Consider the following 22724-nt stretch of genomic DNA (forward strand, 5'->3'; position numbering starts at 1 on the left):
GAAATTAGCTATGTCAAAAAAACAATTGTTTATGATTGTTGACATCGGTACGGGAAATGTACGGGTGGCAATAACAGCATTGAATGGAGAGGTGTTGGCTGTAGAGCGAGACAATGTCCAATATGAAAAAGATTTGTTATATCCTGATGCCTTAAATTTTGATCCTGAGCAGTTATGGCAGCAGATCCTGAGTTTAGGTAAAAAAGTGTTGAGTCCTTTTTCGAACGCCGAAGTAATAGCTATAACGACCTCCAGTCAAAGAGAAGGGATTGTGCTTGTAGACGGAAGTGGAAAATCATTGATTGGTTTGCCTAATCATGATCATCGGGGACGTGAGTTTGAAAATATTATCCGGAATCATGATAAAATATACCAATTGACAGGAAGGTATCCTGGTTCTTTATTCTCTGCCATGAAATTGGTGGGGATACAGAAGAAACGCCCTGAAATTTATGAAAAGCTGTCAGCGTTTATGAGTATCAGTGATTGGGCTCAATACAAACTCACCGGTGTGGTTGGTTATGAACATTCGCAAGCATCGGAAACACAGCTTTATGATGTCGCTCAAAAAAACTGGAACCCCGAACTTTGTGGTTTGTTTGGTATAGATGAGAAACTCTTACCCAACCTTCACGATTCGGGTGCGCTGTTGGGTAATGTATTGCCGGAAGTGGCGAGTGTTTTAGGTTTATCTGGTCATGTTCCTGTTTTTGTTGGCGGAGCCGATACCCAATTAGCTATGAAAAGTACTCGTCCGGGATTAGGGGATATTGTAGTGGTTTCAGGAACTACTACACCTGTAACTATGATTGTTGACGATTATATTGTTGATGATAAGCAAAAAACCTGGACAGGCAGGCATATCAATAATGGAGAGTTTGTGTTAGAAGCCAACGCAGGTGTAACCGGGTTGAACCTGCAAAGACTGAAAGAGATTTTTTACCCTAACGAAGGTTATGATATTCTTGAAAAAGAGGTGATGGAAGATCTAGAATTAGACTGTATGGCTTCTTTGGGATCTTTAATAGCAGATGATGAAGTTCAGTTAAACCGGGGTGGTTTCGTGTTTAGTACTCCGGTATCTCATGAGCTTAAAAGGTCATCGTTTATAAAATCGGCACTGATCGATATTGCCTGTTCGATTAAGGAAAATTACGATACGCTGAACAGGCTGGTAGATTATAAAAAAGATTATGTATGGGCTTGTGGAGGTGGTTTGCAAAGCTTAATCCTCTCCAGGTATGTTGCTGCTTTGCTGAATAAAAAAGTTCTTTTAAGAGAGGGGTATATGCACGCATCAGTTGCAGGCGGAGCGGTAGTTTGTGCGGAAGCGCTTGGTTTAACGTCTAGTGCAGAAACTGCAATTATAGAAGTTTTGCCAGAAAACCAGGAAGCTGCTCAATTGGCTTATTTTAAATGGAAAGCGTTAAGAAGTGATTTAAAAGAAGTGTTTACAGAAAAGAATGTGATATGTTAAAAGCCTTTTTTATTGGTGTAGATATTGGTACGCAGGGAGCAAGAGTCAATCTTATAGATGAAAAAGGAAATCTGATTGCTGTTGGAGAAAAAAGCTTTGTATTAGACGATTCTTCCCGCGAAGAACAATCGACACAGTTGTGGGAAGAAGCTTTTAATGAATCTTTTGATAAAATGCTCAAGGCATTGCCTCATGATTTTGATCGGAGCCGCATTGTAAGTATGGGGGTAACTTCTACTTCCGGCACAGTAATTCCTATGGATAAAGACTGGAAACCGCTGCATCATGCTATTATGTATAGTGATAAGCGCTCGGCTCCACAGGGGCAGAGATGTAAAGAGGCTGCGGAAAAAGCCAATCAGAATTTTACGGCATTCAGTTTTTCTACGGGTCTGGCAAAAATGGTATGGTATAGCGAATCTTATCCCGAAAAAGCCAGCCTGATCCATAAATGGATTCATGCAGCCGATTTTATTACAGGGAAAATTAGTGGTGTCTGGGCAGTTACAGATTATACCAATGCTTTTAAATCTGGTTACGATATTTTAAATTATTCTTGGCCATCATATATCTATCAGGAGCTTCCGATAAAAAAAGAGTGGCTGCCCGAGGTGGTTGCTTCCGGAGAAGTTATCGGAACTATAGATCCTGCTTTTGCAGCAAACTATAACTTGCCGAATACCATAAAAGTAGTGGCGGGAATAACGGATGGTTGTGCCTCGCAAATAGCAGCAGGAGCTATAAACCCGGGAGAATGGAATACAACTATTGGTACTACCTTGGTGGTTAAGGGAGTTACCGAAAGAGAAATTAAAGACCCGTTGGGAAGGATTTATAGCCACCGTCATCAATTGGGTTTTTGGATGCCGGGAGGAGCAAGTAATACGGGAGCAGATTGGGTAACCAACGAATTTGGTAAGGACTTGGAGCTATTAAATGAATATGCTGATAAACATTTACCGGGGGCTAACTTGTCTTATCCTTTAAGACAACATGGAGAACGATTTCCGTTTGTTGCACCCGAAGCGGAAGGTTTTGAACAAGAAAGACTTAGTTATGAAGAGCGTTTTCTGGCAAATATAGAAGGAGTGGCTTATATAGAACGTTATGCTTATCAGGTTATCCAGGAGCTTTCGGGTGAAAAAGTTAAGGCCGTTTTTACTGCAGGAGGAGCTAGCAATAGTGATGCCTGGTTAAAGATCAGGAGTAATGTGCTTAACGTTCCGGTTTATAAGATGAAACATATTACAGGGGCATTTGGAGCGGCTATTTTATCGGCTTCCCGTACATTTTTTAAAGATATTACTGAAGCGGTAAAACAGCTTACGCAGATAGAAAAAGAAGTTTGTCCAGAACCGGGGCTGTCGGAACAGTATAATCAGAATTTTCAACGCTTTTTGTCACTTTTAGAGGATAAGGGCTACATCAAAAAAGAAGAATTAAACAATGCTTAATATATATATCCTCCGACACGGAGAAACTTTGTATAATGCCGATGGAAATCGTTATTGTGGGAGAACGGATATTGGTCTGACAGAGAAAGGCTACGAGCAGGCGAAAAAAGTATGCAGTCAGGTAAAAGACATTTGTTTTGATGCTGTATATTCATCAACCTTGCAGCGGGCGAAGCTAACCGCTCAAATTGCCAGTGGTAAAGAGGAAGTAATTACAGACGAAAGATTGATTGAGGTGGATTTTGGTTTGTGGGAAGGGAAGACAAGGGAACAATTTGTGGCTGAAAATGCAGGGGTTTGGGAGAGTTGGGATGAAGATCCTTTTGTTTCCCGGGCAGGAGAAACTGGAGAAACGGGAAAGGAGGTGGTGGAAAGAGTGGATGACTTTTTTAAGGAACTGCTCAATAAATATCCTGCCGGATCAAATATTATGGTGGTGGCTCATAATGGGGTAAACCGACTTTATCTGGCATATAAATTAGGGATGTCGCTAAGAAATTATAGAAAAATTGCTATGCAAAATTCAGTGCTTTCTCTGGTAACTTTAGAAGGAGCTGGTGAATTGGTCCTGCATAAGTTGAATTGCAGCGGTTAGTTTACAAAAAAAAGCAGACAAGGATTAAGAAACTTGTCTGCTTTTTTGATGGTTGTCCGGTAAGAAATAAACTCTGATATACCCTATCCTATTTTACTTCTTCAAACGGATTGGATTCCTGTCCGGTCCAGCGATATAACTGGAGTTTGCAATACTGCTTTTTACTTTTAGTTACACCATTTTGTGAGATATAAAAATAACCGTTACCTAAAGAATGGATACCGGTAGCTCCCCATTTGAAATTCCAGCCATATACACCACTTTTTTCGTCATGCATACCGGCTTTAGCTAATTGTAAGACTTGTCCTTTTTCTTTTTCATCGAAACCTTTTAGCTCTTTTAGTGCTGGTTTTTTGGCTCCATCTATGGCGAACAGGCTGTAGTTGGGAAATTCTTGTTTTTTTCCTTTATACACAGCAGCAAACCAATAGCCGGTATTGCTATCGTATTCCATGTTTTGTATGCCATAAGAGGTATTCCCAGTGTATACAAAATATTTATTTAGTGGTTTTTCTGGTCCAGCCAAGCTAAAGTTGCTTTGCGAAAGCGGTCTTTCATATTGTTTAAGTGTATTGGCGTCGTATTGTAAGATAACCTGGTAATCATTATCGCTGCGGGATGTTTCTCCGTAGACACCATAAGCAACCTTTAAGAAGAGTTTACCATCTTTTTTCTTGCCAAACTGCGGACCAAAAGCAACACCGTCTATACCGCTGCAGCCATAGCGGTGTTCTACTTGTTTGCTTTTATTGGTTACCGTTGCCAGATAATCGTCAACGGCTTCTTTTATATATACTGTATTGACGATGTTATCCTTTTCAGCATCCATACCCTGACGGGTAATTTTATCGCCGTCAATAATGGCTATATGAAAAGAGCTTTGCTGGATCTGTTTTGACTCGTCTCCAAGTCCTTTTAAAATCCCCTTGCCTATTTTGTCGTTTTTATATTCCAGCGAAGCATAAATACGTCCGTCTTCAGGGTTTACATCCAGGCAACCTAAATGGCCTACAAACCCGTCGACACTTCCTATAATCTCGCCTTTCAGGTTTGTTTTGACTAAGCTTGTGGTAAAGGAAAAATACACATATCCGCGTTGCGTATCGACCACAACACCCTGTACGTGAAATTTGCCTTCTTCCCAGTAGATTTGACGGGGAAGCTTATTAATAAGCTCTTGTGTGCTGTTGTCGCCAGGCTTTTGTTTTTTCTGGAAAGCATGGCTTGCAGCAGTTATGAAAATAACAAAAAGTATTGTCAGACAGTTTTTGATGTTCATGTGTTTGAATTTGTAATTGAGAGACAATAATTTCTCAGTTTCGAAATATTTTATCATGATGTATCTTTTGAAGATAGTTAAGACAATAATACAAATAAATAGGTTAAAACAAAAAACGAAACTAATTTATGATTAAAACGAAATGTGTTTATGTTTCTTTTATTTTTTGCGGGAGTAAATAGAATGTTACGGAGGGGACTATATTTACCGGGATGATGCTTAATTGTTCATCCCGGATATTTTAGATTTCCTATCACAAGAGAGTGTGGATTTTCTTTACCTCACTTGTATTTTTGCTGCATGTTTTGAGTTTTCAGTCACCAGAGAAACTACATAGATTCCTGATGGCAGGTAGGGAACATTAAAAGATATGTTGTTTATGCCTGTCGTTATATTCTGTTTAAAAGCTAGGATGCTACGTCCTGTTATATCAGTAAGGTTGATGTTTGCCGGTGTTTCTTTTTTTGAATTCTCAAAAAGTATCGTAATATTATTATTTGTATAATTTACAGCGAAAGTTGCGGCTGCTAAATCTGTTTTTACAGCAATAACTTTAGATAAAGATGTTTTTCCGTCTGTATCTACTTGTCTTAACTGGTAGTAATTGATTTCTTTTGCAGGATTATTATCTACAGTGCTGTATTGCTGTGGAGTTTGGGTAGTGCCATGACCTGCTATTTCGTCTATTTTATTAAAGGTAATACCATCCGTTGATTTTAATATGTCAAAACGAAGATTATTCTTTTCGGATGCTGTTATCCAGCTTAGCTGAATGGTGTTGTAGTTTGCTTTTGCATTAAAATCAACCAATTCTACAGGTAGTGTAGTAACGCCATTATTAGTTTCAATCATGGCTCTTGTGCCGATTTTCATATTGGCGGGGCCACCTGTTTTGATAGCTACCTGTACGTAGGAAGCAGAACGAGGAATATCCCATTGCTGAGTTTGTGTATTGTAGTTTCCCCCCAATTTCATAAAATAACTTTGGTCGGTAGTCTCATATCTCACCATTGCAGTTGTATTTGTTCCTTGCCCAAACAAAAGCGACGAGCTATACCAATCGTTATCGGGCATTTTATAACCCCAATCATCTGTTGAGTTGTATACATAGTTTATACCTATAGAAGCATCAATGGTTGTAGTGCCACTTGTACCGGTACCACAATAAAAAATAGCGTCAATCGGGGATGTATTTTTATCAACAACAGTCCCTGAAAATACAGCGACTCCACTAGGTTCGGCCATGCTATTGTGCAACAGACCATTGGTGGAATTACCTATACCATCATCGCCTACCACAATGCTGTTGGTAACTGCATTGGCAGCTGTTGGGGCGTCATTTGTGAATTGTGCGTAAGCAACAGGAAACCAAACAGCATCGCTAATATCGGTAGATAAAATAAAGCCGGCATTGCTACCTGTATAGCCACCTATAACTTTTTCGGCACCGCCAACATAAAAGAATTCTCCTTTGGCAACCGATCCGCTGGTTAGATTAACTTTAACTGTTCTGTCTCCTCCTGCTACCCATCCGTTTTGAAGACTGGTTGTGGTTGTTGAACTGTTTCGACAAAATATTACAGCATAAGGGGTTGTGCTAAAATCAATAGCTTGGGTTGCTCTGAGTTGTACATACTCAAAACCACCTTTATTGGTGTAATTAACACCAGTTTGTGTCCATCCTCTTGTTTCTGCGTCATATCCTGCGGGGTCGTACATCAGGCCTGTAACGATGATCTGGCTTTTTGATTGTATTGCAAGAGCCAGGTAAAAAAAGAGTAGTGTAGATATTTTTTTCATATTGTTTTAAAGTTTTAGGGTGAATTTTTTTTGTAAAGGGTTTCAGTTTCTGGAAGAGATCTAAAGAGCTACGATTAAATCGAGTAGCTCTTTAGCTGTTGTTTGTTTTAAAAGTTATTTAGAAGATTTATCGAATACGAAAATATTCTGATAGTGCTTGGTATCTTCTTGTGTGTAACCTCTGGAAGTATAGCCTAAATAAAGTTTTCCTTTGTGAACTTTAATGCCTTCGGCTTCCATTGCTCCTAATTGAGTAACACCAATTTCGGCTAGTTTCTTTCTATCAGAAATGAACGCAACCTGTGTTCTTTCTTCTACAATATTTCCATTAAAATCAAATATGGTAACATAGGATTGTGATACATCATCTGTAAAAAAAGAACCTACCAGGTTGTAGTTTGATTGACCTTCAAAATAATAGAGTCTGTCTTTATGTACATCATAACCTTGCCAGTCGTAATACGTTGCTCCTGCTGCCCCGTAACCTGTTTTTCTGAATTTAGGTCTGGCTATAGGGGTTAATGTAGTTAAATCCCGACAATATACCGTATAAGTTTTTGTAGTTTGAGAGTTTGGATTATTGGTCTCGAAGCCATTTGTACAGGTGATATTGATGTTGGTCATAGCGGCTTTTTTTGCATCGCTTAACTTGTAAACTACAAAACACCTGTATTGTGAATTTGCCGGGTCATTGTAGTTGATGGTTAACAAATCATTTTCTGCATCAATGGAAGGATGTAGTTCGGTAAATGAAGACCCTACGTAATAATATTCTTCACATTCGTTTGTCTTAACTGTTTTTCCTTTCACATATTTTACGCGGCCAACAACCTTGTCTCCCCAATAAGCACCTTCGGCATTGGCAGAGGCATAAGCTCCAATCCATAAATATCTGTCGTTGCCCATTTCTTCAATAGCAGTATTTGTTGCATGTCCAAAGTAGTGCAGTTTCATGTAATCTGTATTGGCAGTCATGATACTTTTTGATTTATTAGGAGCGGCTTTGACAAGGTTGATCTGATGTTTGGTGGACGATTCTGCAGATTGCGTGTACCAGATTGATCCGTCTGAATCAAAATTAAATCCCTGCATAGCATTATTACTCAATAAAGAGGTGTTTATGCTGTGAATGTTGTTATCGGAAAACGTATTGATTCCTGTGGTTGATGTTTTTGCAGGTTCTGGCTGAGGTCTAGGAGAGGGAGTGTCTTCTCCTTTTTTACCGCAGGCAATTAATATGCTCAGGGCTGCTCCTGTCGCTATTTTAACTAAATAATTAGGCATGTTCATGTTCTCAAATTCTAAATATTCAATAAAGGGTAAAGAGGTATCCGGTAAGTTTTATATTGACTCAACAGATACCTCATTCTATTTTATTCTTTTGTTATTTTGATATCATCCAACCATATCCTGTAATGGTCTGAACCAGAATATGGTAATGTTTTAATCACTATCCTAGTATTGGAGGTTGCTCCGGAAATTTTCACCTTATGTGTTGTTGTTCTATTGGTATTGTAAAGTGGTCCTTTTGTGGTTGAACTCACATTAGAAGCACATTGCACAATAATCTGTTTGTTATTATCAGTTGATGATAATGTTGGTCCGCCATCTGTAATCGTTCCGTCTCCCTCAACAATAATGTAGTGTCTTAAAACATCTTCTCCCCAGCTATGATAAGGTTCGTAGTAAGCTGCGGTATTTACAGTTACCAGAATGTCTGCTGTTCCGGTTATTTCTTCCAGTTTCGGAGTTTTAAGGTAACCTTGAGCTGATGCTGTAGCTAAACGCATACATCCTGAAGCGGCAAAGGCATTTGCTCCATGCCAGCCGGCATAACTACTTGATGTGAAATTAGAACCATATTTAGCTCCGTCCCAATAAGCGTTGTATAGTAAAGGAGCTTTAGCCGGGCCTAGGTTTCCATCAAATGTACTGCCTATGTTGTTGTTCCAGGACATGGTACGATAATCTGTAGATTTTGCAGTGGACGACTTAGGGTTTAGACTCGCCTGAATTTGGGCTTCTGTTGGTTGAACACCAAATGCCTGATAAATTGGTGAACCTCCCCACCAGAAGTCATCAAAGTCTTTATATAAAATAACGTTTGGACCCAAAACATCTTCTGCAGGTGTAGTGAACTGGAAATAGCTTATGTCTGAATCTAAGTTCTGAGTATTAATGGTTTTATGTACTATTCTGAACCAGTAAGCAGTACCGGGTTCCAGATCGGCAAAAACAAACCTGTTGTGGTCAAAGAAATAACTTCCTGTTCCTATACTGGTGGAATTTAACCAGTCTGTTTGGTTGGCATATCTTCGGATTGCGCTACCATATTGTGAGGTTGCCAGCTCAAGTTCAAACTTTCTGGAAATACCAGAACCTTTGGTATATTTGCCCCAATCCAATACAGCTAATCTTGGTAGTAGTTGTACTACTGTAACTGTTGGACTTTCTAAAGGGTCCAGACCATTGTCTTCTAATTTTGTACGGCTTTTTACAATTAAGTCTTCTACGATTGAACGGGAAGGTATTTCAAGGTGTAAGGTTACCTGAATTTCACCGACGGCAGTGGGAGTTCCTTTGATTACAACCGGAATAAAATCTTCTCCTGCATTTAATTCAAAGTCATAAAGGTCTTCAACAGTTAATCCTGCAGAGCCAGGGCCTTGTAAGGAGGCTGTAACGGTTGCTTTATCGGTTGTAGCTCCTTTTATATAAGGTATTTGAATTCTTTGTCCAATTAGTTCTTCGTTGATAATAAAGGATGATGCCATAACAGGTTTATTTAAAACCAGATGCCCTTCTTCTTGTGCAATGTTTATAGAAAAACTTTTGATGTCATTTTCAAGGAAGATTTCTCCGGATCTGGCATCGTCTGTATTCTGTTTTACGGTTACTTTAATGATCTGTTCTGTCTTTCCATCGCCTGTTCCTTCGGCCGGATCCAGATTGATCCAGTCGTTTTGACTTGTGACTTTCCATTTTCCGTTGGAAAGTATGGTCAGGTCTTTGGTGGTATTCAGATAACTGAAGTTCATGGCATCACTGTTTCTTTTCAGAAACAGTGGTACATCTTTTTTTGAACAAGACACGGTTATTAATGTCATTGTCAGTATAAGTAATGCGTATATTTTATTTGATTTTTTCATAACGCTGTTTTTTAATTACCAGTCTGGATTTTGTCCAAGGTTAGGATTATTGTTTCTTGCTACTTGTGGTATAGGGTGTAGATATCTCCTGTCTTCCCACACTCTTTCCAGTCTATACACCAGGCAGTTGTCGGAGTCGATACCGAAGGTCGTTGCTGCATCTCCCGGATTTGCCGTAATCTGAACATAGGTAACTGAACTTTCTGTTGCAGATGGACGAGGGATGCTGGTAGAGTAGAAACAAATATCATTTTTGCCATCACCATTCAGGTCGAAGGGTTTACCGACTTCAGGAATGTAGATGCCGGCCATTTCTACAATAAGTTTATGTCCCATTTTCCACCTCATCAAATCGTCCCTTCTTAGGTTTTCCATAAACATTTCTATGGCTCTTTCCCGTCTTATTTCCAAGATCCATTTGTCTGAAAGACCATCGTAATAGTTGGAAAGATAAGTGTCTGCAGTAGCAGGCTCTTTTCCGTTTACTCCAGAACGCTCTCTAAGTAAACGGATGCTTTTGTCCCATTCCGCATTACCCATTTCTCCTAACTCTGCTTTTGCCTCGGCGTAGTTTAGCAGTATCTCGGCGTATCGAAATACTGAAAGGGAGTTTAGACTGCTAGAATTACTTTCATAAGCATCGTCGTCCATGTTCCATTTGATGGTTCTGTAATAAGTTAATTGAGAACCCAACCCCGGGAAAACTTTAGAGAACTCATTGGTTTCTGTTCCGCCTACCTTCTTTTTATATTCAGGAGTGATGATGGTTTGTTTCAATCGGTAATCTCTGTTGGTAAATTCATCCTTAAACTGAATTTTATTATAGTTGGTTTGATCTGTAAAGCGAGAGCCATCTAATTTGAGATACATATTTATAAAAGCCTTAGTCGCCGAGTTTCTTTGTCCGTAAGTGCCTGATGCATAAAACCAGGAGGCATCATGTACCCTGTTCAGATCCAGGCTCATCTCGTTTGATAAAATAACTTCTCTGAACTGAGGCTTTAGGCTTTTGAATATCTGGCTGTAATTTTTGGCTTCTTGTCCGGCAGTATTAATTAATCCGTAAGGACTGTTGCTCATGATTTTTTCGCTGGCAGCTATAGCTTCTCTAAGCCATGACTCGCTGTTTGGCAAATTATGATATTTCCTAAAAGTACCTTCGTACAGGCATATTCTGGATTTTAGGGCTAGAGCAACATAACCGTTAATAACATTTGTGTTAACAAACTTGTCTGCGGTGGAGCAGTATTGAGCTGCAAAATTCAGATCTTCAAGAACTTTACTCATGACAAAATCCCTGGGATCTCTGCCTTTGTAAAGTTGACTTTCGTCATTAGGATCTATGGTAGCGTCGTACCAAGGCACATCGCCAAACGTTTTGACTTTATCCCAATAGAACCATGCGCGCCAAAATCTGCCTACACCTTCGTAATGTTTCATTGTCGCATCGTTCTTTACAAAAGGAGCGGCTTCGTGCATGCGCTTCAGATAGTAGTTAACATTGTACAGTTGTGTCCAGCTAGAAGTGGTCCAGTTGTTGGCGTCTAATGCGCTATATCCTGTTTTTAAGAAAGATTCTGTCTGTGTAGTGACAGATATATCACTGTATTGATCTCCGCGGGTTAAATCGGCAACAGATGGCATATATCTGGTTAAAAAACCATTGGTGTAGGTTTTAAGTGCATTTTCGGAATCAAAATATTCTTCTGCTGAAATAGAGTTTATCGATTCTTCATCGAGAATATCTTTACATGAAGTGAAAATGAGTGCCGATGTTATAAATAATAATGCTATGTTCTTTTTCATTTCTGTTTATTATTAAAATGAAACATTGATACCAAGTGAGATACTTTTGGTTTGTGGATATCCGTATCCTTGTCCGTCTGTTCCTGTAACTGCGCTATAGTCTGAATCGCCAGCGGTAATCTGTTCGGGATCAAAGTTTTTAGCGTGTTTTTTTAGTGGAGACCAGAAGTAAAGGTTTTCTCCGGTAACGTAAAATTTCACATTCTCCATATTTAGTTTTTTAGATACTCTTTTTGGAAGTGTATAATCAAACGTTAGGTTTTTTAGACGCAGGTATCTGGCATTTTGTAAGTATCTGTCGTTTGCAGCTCTCAGTGTTCCCCTGCCAGAAGCAGCCAGGGAACCACGAAGGCGAGGCCAATAAGCATTTACATCCGGATTGTCTTCTGTCCATCTGTCCGCATTTTGCCATGGAAGGCTATAGCCGTAAGTTCTGTTGTATTGTCCCCAGAAAAAGCCTGATTCTCCGGCAGGATACCAATCTTTTTTCATGATACCCTGAAAGAATGCCGATAAACCAAAACCTTTCCATCTTCCTCCTAAATTAATTCCGTAATAATACCTGGCTTCGGAGTTTCCTATTTTAATTAGGTCACCATGGTTTTCCAGCGTATTATTTCCGTTATTAACTTCCCCGTCTCCATCGATGTCTGCAAATTTCAGATCGCCAGCATTCCAGCTTACATTATCTCCGCTCCAAAATGTTCTTGATTGCGCTCTTACACCCCAGTCCTGAGCTTCCTGGTCAGTTGCAAATAAACCGTCTACATGATATCCCCAGATTTCGCCCAATTCCATACCTTCATAATATGAGTTTGAGTATATGGTAGGAAGGGTGTTTGTTTTGCTGGTGTATTTTGTGATTTTAGATTTGCTATCCCAGAGAGATAGCCTTACGTTGTAGCTTAGCTTGTCTTTTAAGAAATTAGTATTGTCTTTGTATGCTAAAGAAACTTCAAACCCTTTAGTTACCATATCTGCATTGTTGCCTTTTGGTGCTGCATAACCTGCTACAGCAGGTATTTCTGCTCCTACAACAAACATATTGGTGGTCATCTTTTTGTAGATGTCTCCTGTAAAGCCCAGTTTTCCGCGGAACAAATCAATATCCAACCCTAGATCCTGGGTTGTTGCTTTTTCCCAGGTCAGGCTTTTGGGCATGGGTACAGGTGCTGATGTATTTGCTTCCTGTGTACCGTTTGTTATGACTCCGGTAGATTTGTTGATGCTCATCATCTCCATGAATAAATAAGGATCAACATTTCCGTTTCCGGCCGACCCTATGGATACTCTCCATTTCAAATTCTCTATCCAGGAAAGGTCTTTCATAAAGCTTTCTTCTGACATTCTCCAACCCAAAGATGCTGATGGGAAAAAGCCCCATTGTTGTGAAGTAGGGAATTTTGAGCTGCCGTCATATCTGCCGCTTACTTCTGCTAAATACTTTCCTTTGTATCCATAACTCAATCTATAAAATAGACCCATAAATCCCCAGGCATAACTTCCTTTATCTTGTATGGTAAGATCGGTACCATCCATTAAAGAGAAGTTGGGTTTTCCTGGCTTTAACAGGCCGTCTTTCATGAGTTGCGTGGAAAAGTATTTTTTATGCTCAATATTCCAACCTGCTAAGGCGTTTAAAGAATGATCTGCAGATAGTTCTGGAGTGAATGATAAAGAGGCGTTGGCTACCTGATATTCCGTTTCATATTCCCTGCGATCGATATAGCTGGTAGTTGGATAAGATATTAATGTGTTAGGTCCATTGCTGTAGCTTACTGGGTTTACAACATCCTGTCTTTTAGAGTGATTGTATAAATAAGAGTAATCAGCCTTTGCGGTTAACACTTTGTCAATGATATTGGCAGTTAAGAAGGTTGTGTTTTTCATATCGTATTTAAAGTTGTCACGATATGTGGTTTTGTCTGCCATTGGAGCATATCCGGTGTAAACAGCTGCCGCTGTCCATGTTCCATCTGGATTTTTCATTTTAGTAACCGGAAATCCCTGATGTTCAATTAGCCTTGGAACCGTTAAGTTGGCAGGATATCCCATAGGTTGATGATAATTTCTTCTTACAAAATCTGTGTTATTTTCCAGAGTCAACCATTTGTTAATGTTTACAGATCCTTTGGCTCTTAAGTTAAACTGACCAAATTTTTCGTCGCCTACTTTGTAAATTCCATCCTGTTCAAAGTATCTTGACGAAACAATAAAACTGCTTGTTTTGCCTCCTCCTGAAATACTGAGATTGTGTTGCTGACCGTAAGTCTGATTTCTATAAAACTCGTCATACCAATTGGTATTACCGTAATAAAGATAGTTTCCATCTTTGTCAACTCCCCAGTCCAGATAGCTGTTGTCGGGGTCGTTTACCCTTTTCTTGTATTCGTCTTCCCAGCTTTGGTTCCATGGGAAAAAGTTGTTGATTCCGGTAGGTAAAGCATGGCGATAAGCTACGTGAGCCTCTTTGAAATTGTCGTACCAGATTTGCCCATCCGTTTCAAATTTTGGTCTTACTGTTGGGCTGTACATACTGAAGTTCCCGCCATAATTAACAGATACCTTATCCTGTTTTGCTTTTTTTGTGGTTACCAATACTACTCCAAATGCTCCGCGAGCACCATAAACTGCAGTAGAAGAGGCGTCTTTTAAAACCGAAATACTTTCTACATCATCTGGGTTCATGGCGGTAAGATCTCCCTCTACCCCATCTATTAACAATAAGGCAGACCCTCCGGCGCCTATTGATTGTGTGTTTCCACGGATGTTTATAGAAGCGCTTCTGCTGGGTTTACCGTCAACCATTGTAATGTTTACTCCTGGAACCTGTCCTTGTAGAGAACGAACCAAATATGCATTTGGACGGTTTTCTAATACTTCACCGGAAATATGCTCTACAGCACCTACAATATTTCGTTTTAATTGAGTGCCATAACCAACCACAACAACTTCATCCATAACTTTATTGGCAGTTTCGAGTTGCACATTTAGTACGGATTGGTTTGAGATGGTGATAATTTTTTCCTCAAATCCCATGGCATAAAATTTAAGGCTTTTGATTTCTTCTGAAATCCGGATTTTAAAATCACCGTTAATGTCTGTTTGCGTAGCCATTTGGCCGGGCATTACGGTGATGCTTACCCCGGGGATAGGCTCTCCTTTAGCGTCGGTTACCTTTCCAGAGATTTGCTTGTTCGTTTGCATGGTTGCCGATTTTTCTTTGATTTTTTCAAAAGAAAACCGGGCTTGAACCTTACTCATCCATATTAAATTAAAGATAAAGCAGGCCCATACAACTAGTTTTTTGGTCTGTTGCATAACTGTTTTGTTGGTTTTTATGTGAAAAGGAATATTAAATTTCCATAAAGGTTATTTTTGGTGCTTCTTGGGTTTTTGTTTAATCAGTTCTACAAAATAACTTTTTAGTTTTTCTGCGTTTTTACTCTCTATAGATAATACATAATGTTTTCCCTGCTCGCCTTCCTCAAAATGGGTAAATCCTTTTTCGTCTACACTAAGTGTTCCTGATTTGGATATATTTAACAGGTTGTTTTCTTTGACAACGGTATAATATACCGAGGTTAAATCCCAGGTTGGTCTGTTGTAGGGGTATTTTCGATACATTTTGTAGGCGTCTACCAAAGGATGGTGTGGTGTCCAGTTGAAGTCTTCTGCAATACTTTTTCCTGGATAGGAAACTTTTGCCCCAACTTCAAACGGAGATAATACAATTCCTGTGGGCCAATTGCTGAAAGTGTATTTGGCAGCAGGGAGGTCATGTATAATATTAAATTCGGCTCTTTTCTTTTCGCCAAAACTTCCTCCCATAACTGATAGGTACTTTACTTTTTTTGCAACCAGTTCTCTTCCGTTTAATTTTGAATACTTGTCAGGTTCGGATTGCAGTAAGCGGGATAGATTTGTTGAAAAACCTACGGAGATAATTACGACTGAATTATCTGGTTGTTTTGCTAGTAACTGTCTGTATAATTCGTGAGATTGAGGTAATTTCGAATGATTTTTGATGCTGTATCGATATAGTTTTTGGGTATCATTCATTTCCACTACATTTTTACTATAATCTACATAGTCGTTTAGTTTAACTCCATCTTTGATTTGACCTATTGGAGTTTTAGGATATCCGTACCAGGTACAGAACAGGTCGAGAAAGCGGGTAGAATAATCAGAATCTTTATTGTTAAGGATACCCAATAGTTTTATACGATTTTGGTCTGCATATTTAAATAACATATCTAGGGCAAGAGCATCGTCGATGTCGTTCCCCATATCGGTATCAAATATTACAGAAATACGCCCTTCTGTTTGAAAAGGTCTTTCTGTTGAGTTTTTGGAAAACGCAAACGTTTTTCCTGTAAGGCACAATAGAAAAATTGTTAAGGTTAGGTTCTTTTTCATGTTTGTTAGGATGATTAGTTTATGATTGACCTGCGATTATAATTAAAGTAATACCTATAATGAAGAATAAAAACATTAAAGCAAGCTTGTTCTTTACGTTTTTGTCTGCACCTTTAAATTCTTTCCAAACAAAAACACCCCAGAGGGCGGCTATCATTGTGGCCCCCTGACCAAGTCCGTAAGATATTGCAGGGCCTGCTTTTCCGGCGGCAATAAGATTTAATGAATTACCCAAACCCCAGATAAGACCTCCTAAAATACCGGTGAAATGGGTGCCGAAGCTTCCTGAAAAATAAGCTTTGTAGCTTGTTGGTTGCCCAACAAATGGTTTTTTTATGAGTATAGTGTTGAATATGATATTGCTGAGTAAAATTCCTATAGAAAATATAAATACTGCGGTATAAGGTGTCATTTTTCCTGCCTCGGGCGAGGTGAAATTTTCTATATCCATAGATGCAGCTATAAAGCGGTAGAAGAATGCCATTAATATGCCGGCAACAATAGAAATTATTATTCCTTTTGAAGAAGCGGTATTTTCTGTGCCTGCACTTTTAAGTTTGTATGCCTGTGCGTTTAACAAAATAGCTATAGTAACCAGAAAAACTCCCCCGAATAATAAATAAGAATCGCCCACAGGCATACCTATGTAATTGATAATAACGCCTAGTACTAAAGCTATGCCAACGCCTACTGGAAAAGCTACGGACATGCCAGCTATAGAAATAGCTGCCGAAAGTAGAATGTTGGCAGCATTAAATACTACTCCGCCGATAAGTGCGCTTATAATATTTTTATTTTCAGCCTGACCTAAATCAGTCATAAAGCTTCGTCCTTCGTTGCCGAAACTGCCTAGCGTTAGTGCGGATATCAAAGAGAATAAAAATATCCCTAATACATAATCCCAGTAATAGAGTTCGTAGCGCCAGGTTTTGTTGGCTAATTTTTGAGTATTGGCCCATGAACCCCAACAGATCATGGTTATAATACAGAAAAAAACTGCCTGATAATAATTGTGTACGATATACATATTTATAGTTGGTTTAAGGGTTTTTGCTGATATGATTCCAATTCGTTTCTGTATGGCGCAGACGATTGTGCTCCCAGGCGTGTAACAGAGATTGCAGAGGCTTCAACTGCAAACTCTAATGCTTCTTTAATGTGTTTACCTTCGTTTAGAGCAACCACAAGAGCACCATTAAATACGTCTCCAGCAGCAGTAGTATCTATGGCATTAACTACTTTTGCTTCTGTAAATAAGCACTCTCCGTTAAAAATAGCTAAAGCTCCTTTTGCGCCAAGAGTTATAACAACGTTTTTTACCCCTTTTGCAATCAGGATTTCGGCAGCTTCTTTTGCAGAATTGATATCTTTTACCTGAATTCCTGTTAGCATTGAAGCTTCTTTTTCGTTAGGGGTGATAAGGTGTAGTTTTTGGTAAATTTCTTCCGGCAATTCGCAGGCAGGAGCAGGGTTAAGTACTATTTTTGCTCCTTTTTCATAAGCGTCTAATACAACTTGCTTTACGGTGTTCAGAGGGATTTCCAGTTGCATAAGTAACAGGGTGTCGGTGCTTATAAGTGTGTCAAGATCTTTGATGTTTTCTACGGATAATGCGGCATTTGCCCCTGGCGCCACTACGATGTTGTTTTCACCTTTTTTGTCAATGGTAATTAGAGCTACGCCAGATGGTAACTGATTGTCAATAAGTACGTGATTAATATTAATGCCTTCTTCTTTTAGTAATTTTATGGAACTTTCTCCAAAGAGGTCATCTCCTATTTTACATATAAAGACTACGTTTCCGCCTAACCTTGCTGCTGCTACTGCCTGATTGGCTCCTTTGCCTCCGGGATTCATGAGAAATTCGTTGCCCAAAACAGTTTCGCCAGGTTGTGGAAAATGCTCTGTGCGTACTACCATATCTGTGTTTGAACTACCAATAACTATAATTCGTGACTGCGACATATATATTGTTTTTTTAAATGTTTATAATCTGCAAAAGCTACAACGTTTGTGCAAGTTAAGAAACATAAAACAATTAATCAAAATAAAAACAAAAAATAGAAACAAAAATGAAAACAAATACATCTATAAAAGAAGATTTTATATAATTATTGTTTCATTATAAGTTTATTTATATGTGCAATGTTACACGTTTTTCTTATGCTGAATGTTAAGTCAATATTAATTTCTGAAAGTACAGGTTTCTACATTCTGTCAAGTTCTCTAGAAGAATATTAATAATAGTATTTACGTGTAAATATAGAAGTGCTAAAAGGGAGTATTTATAGAGGTTTACCTCTATGAACCCTCTATAAACCCTCTGTTATCTCACTAATATCTCTCTCTAAAAAAACATGTCGTAATAACGGTATAATTGATCAATGACGGATAGATAAACTATAAAATATTATGAGGTTGTAAAAAGGATGTTGCGTGGCAAAAGAATGTGGTGTATATTAATTTTAGTGGCAATTCGACCAGGATGTAGGAGAAGAATGAAAATCAATGAAGTAAAATCTGTGGATTGTAAGGGGTTGAAGATGAGGTTTGGAATGAGTTGAGAGATTGGATTAGAGTGGTGGTAAAAGAAAAAGAGCCGGGGTAGGCTATTTAGCGATGATGATTTCTACCCCTTGTTCTTCAATTAGCTTCTGCATAGATGGAGATATGCCTTCGTCGGTAATGATAATATCTATTTTGTCGAGATTACATATTTTTCCGAATCCTTTTCTGCCGAATTTGGATGAGTCGCACAGAACAATAGTCTTTAGAGCGACATTCATCATGGCTTTATTGAGTTCTGCTTCTTCTATATTAGAGGTAGTTACGCCAAAATCAAGGTCAACACCGTCTACACCAAGAAATACCTTAGAACAGGTGATGTTTTCCAGAAAACTAAGGGTGTAGCTGCCAATGACAGACATCGAACTGCGTTTGAAAGTTCCACCCAGTTGAGAGATATTGATACCTTCGTTTTCACTGAGTATAGAAGTTGCTTTTATAGAGGAGGTGACCACTGTAAGCCTGCCCTTTGGTTCTATTTGTTCGGCAAATGCGCAAATAGTAGATCCGGAATTAATAATGACAGAGTCGTCTTCTTCAATTAGCCTGGCTGCAAAGATACCAATCAATTGTTTTTCCTTTGTTTTGATCTTCTCTTTTTCTTTTACGTTTCTGTCTGTGATGTGTGGGTTGATAGGGCTTGCGCTTCCGTGTGTTCTGTATAGTAGTCCTTTCTCTTCCAGAGCTTTCAGGTCTTTTCTTACGGTAACGGTGGTGACGTCCAGTTTCTTGGCTATATCGACAACTTTTACAAAGCCTTCTTTTTGAAGGGTATTTAAAATGTATTTATGTCTTTCTGCAATGCTTAATATCATATTTGTGTGCTCCGATAATTTTCTACAAAATAAAACAAATAATCAAGTATGTCAAAAGATAGTATTGTGTATGGGGTGTTTGTAGTTCTTTGTAGATGTTAAAATATTTCGTTTTGTTTTTATTTTTCGTTTTGTTTTCTATTTTTGTCAATATATTCTGTTATTCAAGGTTAGAAATGAAGCGAAACGATTTATTAAATAAACTCGAAAAGGAAAGTCATCAGTGTGATTTTTTAATTATCGGGGGAGGGGCAACAGGTCTTGGGATAGCTGTGGACACGGCTTCCCGTGGCTTTAATACTATTCTTTTAGAGCAACATGATTTTGCGAAGGGAACCTCAAGCAGAAGTACAAAGCTAGTGCATGGCGGAGTGCGATATCTGGCGCAAGGTGATGTTTCTTTGGTGGTAGATGCTTTGAAAGAAAGAGGCAGGATGCAAAAAAACGCGCCCCATCTTGTAAAAAGCATGCGGTTTATTATAGGAAATTATAAGTGGTGGGAAAAAGCTTATTATACTATTGGTTTAACTGTCTATGATTTGTTGGCAGGAGCACTGAGTTTGGGGCGGTCACTACCTATGAGCAAAAAATCTGTTAACACAGAAATACCCACTATTAAACAAAACAGTCTGAGAGGGGGTGTTGTTTATTATGATGGACAATTTGATGATGCAAGAATGGCTGTTACTCTGGCAAAAACAGCAGTTAACCATGGAGCTATTTGCTTAAACTATACCAAGGTAACCTCGTTCATAAAAAATGAACAAGGTGAAATTACCGGAGTGGAGGCTAAAAATATGCTTACAGGACAAACGTTAATTGTGAATGCAAAATGCATGATTAATGCCACCGGGGTTTTTGTTGATGACCTGATGAAAATGGATGAAGAGTCTTCTAAAAAGAAAGTCCGTCCAAGTCAGGGAGTTCATTTGGTAGTTGATCAAAAGTTTTTACCGGGCGCTTCCGCACTGATGATTCCTAAAACAAATGATGGAAGAGTTCTTTTTGGTGTGCCATGGCATGGCAAGGTAGTATTAGGCACTACAGATACGCCATTGGATAGTCATTTGCTGGAACCTTGTGCGCTTGAAAAAGAAATAGATTTTATTTTGGATCAGGCCGGGCAGTATCTGGAGATAGCTCCTACCCGAAAAGATGTACTCTCAGTATTTGCAGGTTTGAGACCTTTGGCAGCTCCCTCCGATTCGGGCACCGCAAAAACTAAAGAGATATCCAGAAGCCATAAAATATATGTTTCTAAATCAAAGATGTTAACCATTACCGGAGGAAAATGGACCACTTATAGGGAAATGGCCGAAGATATAGTCAATAGAGGGATAAAGTTAAAAGGACTTGAAGAAAGAAAATGTATAACAGCGGATTTAAAACTGCATGGTTATACAGAGCAAGTAGATCGTAATCATTGGGATTATGTATACGGTAGTGATATTGAGCAAATCAGAAGCATGATTAAAGAGGATTCTACCCTATCTACCTTACTACATCCTGATTATAGCTTTAACCACGCTCATGTAATTTGGGCGGTAAGGAGCGAGATGGCGGTTACTGTAGAAGATGTATTGGCAAGAAGGGCGAGACTTTTGTTTTTGGATGCAAGAGCAGCCATTGAGGTGGCTCCTAAAGTGGCTTCACTGATGGCAAAAGAACTGGGTGAAAGTTTGCTTTGGGAGGAAAAACAAGTAGAGGAGTTTAATCAGGTTGCCAAAAACTATGTGTTAACCGAAAAAGAAATCACAAAAAAAGAAAGAGTATAAAAAAGAAATTTTGCTGTCACGCTGAACTTGTCGGAACCTTTAGTGTAGAGACCATTCGAAGAGTTCAGCGTGGCCGTACTAGTACCTCCGAAAGGAGATGTTAAAGAATTAAACTGTATACAATTAATTGTTAAAAAAATTATGTCAACAAAAGTAGAAAGGGCATTAAAAGCAGCAAGTGAGACTAAGGATTTATTAATGGGAAGCAATGTCCTTGATAAAGTTCCTGAATTGTTTAAAAAATATTTTGCCGGTCATACGGCGGTGGTTGTTGCAGACCAGATTACATATGAGGTAGCGGGAAAAGAAGTTGTCGAGCTGCTTAAAGCAAGTGGAATAAATCAAGAGCCGGTTTTTATATTTACCGATCCGGAATTATATGCAGAATATAGTTTTGTAGAACAGCTTTCTAAATCTTTGGCCACGCATAATGCGATAGCGGTAGCTGTAGGTTCGGGAACTATAAACGATTTGGCTAAGTTGGCTTCTCACCAGAACGGCAGAGAATATATGTGTGTGGCTACGGCTGCGTCAATGGATGGTTACACCGCTTTTGGGGCGTCTATTACAGCAGATGGTGCAAAGCAAACCTTTAATTGTCCGGCACCTAAAGTTTGTGTGGCTGATATCGAGATTATTCGTAACGCACCCACTGAAATGACAGCTTCTGGTTATGCAGATCTGTTTGCGAAAATTACTGCGGGCGCAGATTGGATATTGGCAGACCGTTTAGGTGTTGAACCTATTGATGACCAGGCGTGGAGTATTGTGCAGGATGGATTGCATGATGCCTTGTCAGATCCAAAAGGTGTGCATGAAGGAGATGCAAAAGCTGTTTTTGAGCTGATTAGTGGTTTAATGTTAGGAGGCTTTGCTATGCAGTGGTCTAAATCCAGCCGCCCTGCTTCAGGTGCCGAACATCAATTTAGCCATTTGTGGAATATGGAACACCATACCAATAATGGAGAACACATATCGCATGGTTTTCAGGTTGCTATAGGAACGCTTGCTATTACCGCACTTTATGAGGAAATTTTAAAATATCCCTTTGACCAATTGGATATTGAGGCATGTTGTGCCGCATGGCCATCGCCTGAAGTATTAGAAAAAGAATCCAGAGAATTATTTAAAGGAACTGATTTTCCTGAAATTGGAGATCAGGAGACAAAAGCAAAATATATTGATGCAGAAGCTTTGGCCAAACAGTTACAGCTATTGAAAGCTAATTGGACAGAAATACGAGAAAAGCTGAAAGCTCAAATGGTACCTTTTAATGAAGCAAAGAATCGGTTGAAAATGGTAGGAGCGCCATATGAGCCTGAGCATATAGGTGTTACCAAAGAGTATCTTAAAAATACATTTGTAAGAGCTCAATATATCCGTCGCCGTTTTACTGTACTTGACTTATTGATACGAACCAATACACTTGATTTCTTTTTGGATAAGTTGTTTGGAAAAAACGGAGTGTGGGCATTGGAAGAAAACAAGGTGCTGTCGGAATAAGAAGGTGTAATTGGGGTTGTCTCCAAACGAAGAGGTGTCACATTGAGGCTGAATATATTGTAATATAAATCAATATAGAATGACGTT

At 39.0% G+C, this 22724-nt stretch carries 15 protein-coding genes; 5 read left to right on the plus strand and 10 right to left on the minus strand.

From position 1 onward, the window contains the following. Positions 1–10: 10 nt before the first annotated feature. From ACFSAH_RS08340 to ACFSAH_RS08350, 3 genes are read left to right on the plus strand one after another with little or no spacing between them, the layout of a single operon-like run. Entirely contained in the window at positions 11–1477 is a 1467-nt protein-coding gene (locus ACFSAH_RS08340) for an FGGY-family carbohydrate kinase (protein WP_379662261.1), read from the plus strand. Continuing rightward, positions 1471–2931: an FGGY-family carbohydrate kinase gene (locus ACFSAH_RS08345; RefSeq protein WP_379662262.1), complete on the plus strand. Its 1461-nt coding sequence runs from the start codon at positions 1471–1473 to the stop codon at positions 2929–2931. Before ACFSAH_RS08340 ends, ACFSAH_RS08345 begins: the two co-directional genes overlap by 7 nt. Next, complete coding sequence (locus ACFSAH_RS08350; protein ID WP_379662263.1) at positions 2924–3526, plus strand: histidine phosphatase family protein; 603 nt, start codon at positions 2924–2926, stop codon at positions 3524–3526. The genes ACFSAH_RS08345 and ACFSAH_RS08350 overlap by 8 nt, the downstream gene beginning before the upstream one ends. Positions 3527–3614: 88 nt before the next feature. Here ACFSAH_RS08350 and ACFSAH_RS08355 read toward each other — a convergent pair whose 3' ends face one another. The 10 genes from ACFSAH_RS08355 to ACFSAH_RS08400 form a co-directional block, all read right to left on the minus strand. After that, positions 3615–4862: a hypothetical protein gene (locus tag ACFSAH_RS08355; protein WP_379662264.1), complete on the minus strand. Its 1248-nt coding sequence runs from the start codon at positions 4860–4862 to the stop codon at positions 3615–3617. Between the two features lie 219 nt (positions 4863–5081). Then, positions 5082–6605 carry a T9SS type A sorting domain-containing protein gene (locus tag ACFSAH_RS08360; RefSeq protein WP_379662265.1) on the minus strand — a complete coding sequence of 508 codons (1524 nt, stop codon included), beginning with the start codon at positions 6603–6605 and terminating at the stop codon, positions 5082–5084. Between the two features lie 114 nt (positions 6606–6719). Continuing rightward, entirely contained in the window at positions 6720–7895 is a 1176-nt protein-coding gene (locus ACFSAH_RS08365; RefSeq protein WP_379662266.1) for a hypothetical protein, read from the minus strand. Between the two features lie 83 nt (positions 7896–7978). Next, positions 7979–9754, minus strand: a complete 1776-nt coding sequence (locus ACFSAH_RS08370) for a BACON domain-containing protein (protein ID WP_379662267.1) — start codon at positions 9752–9754, stop codon at positions 7979–7981. A gap of 15 nt (positions 9755–9769) precedes the next feature. Next, the gene (locus ACFSAH_RS08375; protein WP_379662268.1) at positions 9770–11560 is read right to left on the minus strand and encodes a RagB/SusD family nutrient uptake outer membrane protein; all 1791 of its coding nucleotides are present in this window, start codon (positions 11558–11560) and stop codon (positions 9770–9772) included. 12 nt (positions 11561–11572) lie between these two features. Then, the gene (locus ACFSAH_RS08380; protein WP_379662269.1) at positions 11573–14824 is read right to left on the minus strand and encodes a SusC/RagA family TonB-linked outer membrane protein; all 3252 of its coding nucleotides are present in this window, start codon (positions 14822–14824) and stop codon (positions 11573–11575) included. 108 nt (positions 14825–14932) lie between these two features. After that, positions 14933–15979 (minus strand): nucleoside hydrolase, encoded by a 1047-nt coding sequence (locus ACFSAH_RS08385; protein ID WP_379662270.1) that lies wholly within the window; start codon positions 15977–15979, stop codon positions 14933–14935. A gap of 19 nt (positions 15980–15998) precedes the next feature. Continuing rightward, a complete protein-coding gene (locus ACFSAH_RS08390; RefSeq protein WP_379662271.1) occupies positions 15999–17006 on the minus strand; it encodes a GRP family sugar transporter in 1008 nt (335 codons plus the stop codon). A 2-nt stretch (positions 17007–17008) separates the two neighbouring features. Further along, complete coding sequence (rbsK, locus tag ACFSAH_RS08395; RefSeq protein ID WP_379662272.1) at positions 17009–17944, minus strand: ribokinase; 936 nt, start codon at positions 17942–17944, stop codon at positions 17009–17011. Between the two features lie 644 nt (positions 17945–18588). After that, complete coding sequence (locus ACFSAH_RS08400) at positions 18589–19359, minus strand: DeoR/GlpR family DNA-binding transcription regulator (protein ID WP_379662273.1); 771 nt, start codon at positions 19357–19359, stop codon at positions 18589–18591. A 176-nt stretch (positions 19360–19535) separates the two neighbouring features. On the opposite strand from ACFSAH_RS08400, the gene ACFSAH_RS08405 reads away from it, so the two are divergent. Next, entirely contained in the window at positions 19536–21134 is a 1599-nt protein-coding gene (locus ACFSAH_RS08405) for a glycerol-3-phosphate dehydrogenase/oxidase (protein ID WP_379662274.1), read from the plus strand. A gap of 141 nt (positions 21135–21275) precedes the next feature. Continuing rightward, on the plus strand, positions 21276–22637 hold the full coding sequence (locus ACFSAH_RS08410) for a sn-glycerol-1-phosphate dehydrogenase (RefSeq protein WP_379662275.1): 1362 nt from the start codon (positions 21276–21278) through the stop codon (positions 22635–22637). The last annotated feature ends 87 nt before the right edge of the window (positions 22638–22724 follow it).

It is taken from the genome of Pseudopedobacter beijingensis, assembly GCF_042678145.1.
Lineage (GTDB): Bacteria > Bacteroidota > Bacteroidia > Sphingobacteriales > Sphingobacteriaceae > Pseudopedobacter > Pseudopedobacter beijingensis.

Bases quoted from the DNA above. Each gene is read 5' to 3' on its own strand.
- ACFSAH_RS08340 (WP_379662261.1), top strand. From the start codon at position 11: ATGTCAAAAAAACAATTGTTTATGATTGTTGACATCGGTACGGGAAAT.
- ACFSAH_RS08345 (WP_379662262.1), top strand. From the start codon at position 1,471: ATGTTAAAAGCCTTTTTTATTGGTGTAGATATTGGTACGCAGGGAGCA.
- ACFSAH_RS08350 (WP_379662263.1), top strand. From the start codon at position 2,924: ATGCTTAATATATATATCCTCCGACACGGAGAAACTTTGTATAATGCC.
- ACFSAH_RS08355 (WP_379662264.1), bottom strand. From the start codon at position 4,862: ATGATAAAATATTTCGAAACTGAGAAATTATTGTCTCTCAATTACAAA.
- ACFSAH_RS08360 (WP_379662265.1), bottom strand. From the start codon at position 6,605: ATGAAAAAAATATCTACACTACTCTTTTTTTACCTGGCTCTTGCAATA.
- ACFSAH_RS08365 (WP_379662266.1), bottom strand. From the start codon at position 7,895: ATGAACATGCCTAATTATTTAGTTAAAATAGCGACAGGAGCAGCCCTG.
- ACFSAH_RS08370 (WP_379662267.1), bottom strand. From the start codon at position 9,754: ATGAAAAAATCAAATAAAATATACGCATTACTTATACTGACAATGACA.
- ACFSAH_RS08375 (WP_379662268.1), bottom strand. From the start codon at position 11,560: ATGAAAAAGAACATAGCATTATTATTTATAACATCGGCACTCATTTTC.
- ACFSAH_RS08380 (WP_379662269.1), bottom strand. From the start codon at position 14,824: ATGAGTAAGGTTCAAGCCCGGTTTTCTTTTGAAAAAATCAAAGAAAAA.
- ACFSAH_RS08385 (WP_379662270.1), bottom strand. From the start codon at position 15,979: ATGAAAAAGAACCTAACCTTAACAATTTTTCTATTGTGCCTTACAGGA.
- ACFSAH_RS08390 (WP_379662271.1), bottom strand. From the start codon at position 17,006: ATGTATATCGTACACAATTATTATCAGGCAGTTTTTTTCTGTATTATA.
- rbsK (WP_379662272.1), bottom strand. From the start codon at position 17,944: ATGTCGCAGTCACGAATTATAGTTATTGGTAGTTCAAACACAGATATG.
- ACFSAH_RS08400 (WP_379662273.1), bottom strand. From the start codon at position 19,359: ATGATATTAAGCATTGCAGAAAGACATAAATACATTTTAAATACCCTT.
- ACFSAH_RS08405 (WP_379662274.1), top strand. From the start codon at position 19,536: ATGAAGCGAAACGATTTATTAAATAAACTCGAAAAGGAAAGTCATCAG.
- ACFSAH_RS08410 (WP_379662275.1), top strand. From the start codon at position 21,276: ATGTCAACAAAAGTAGAAAGGGCATTAAAAGCAGCAAGTGAGACTAAG.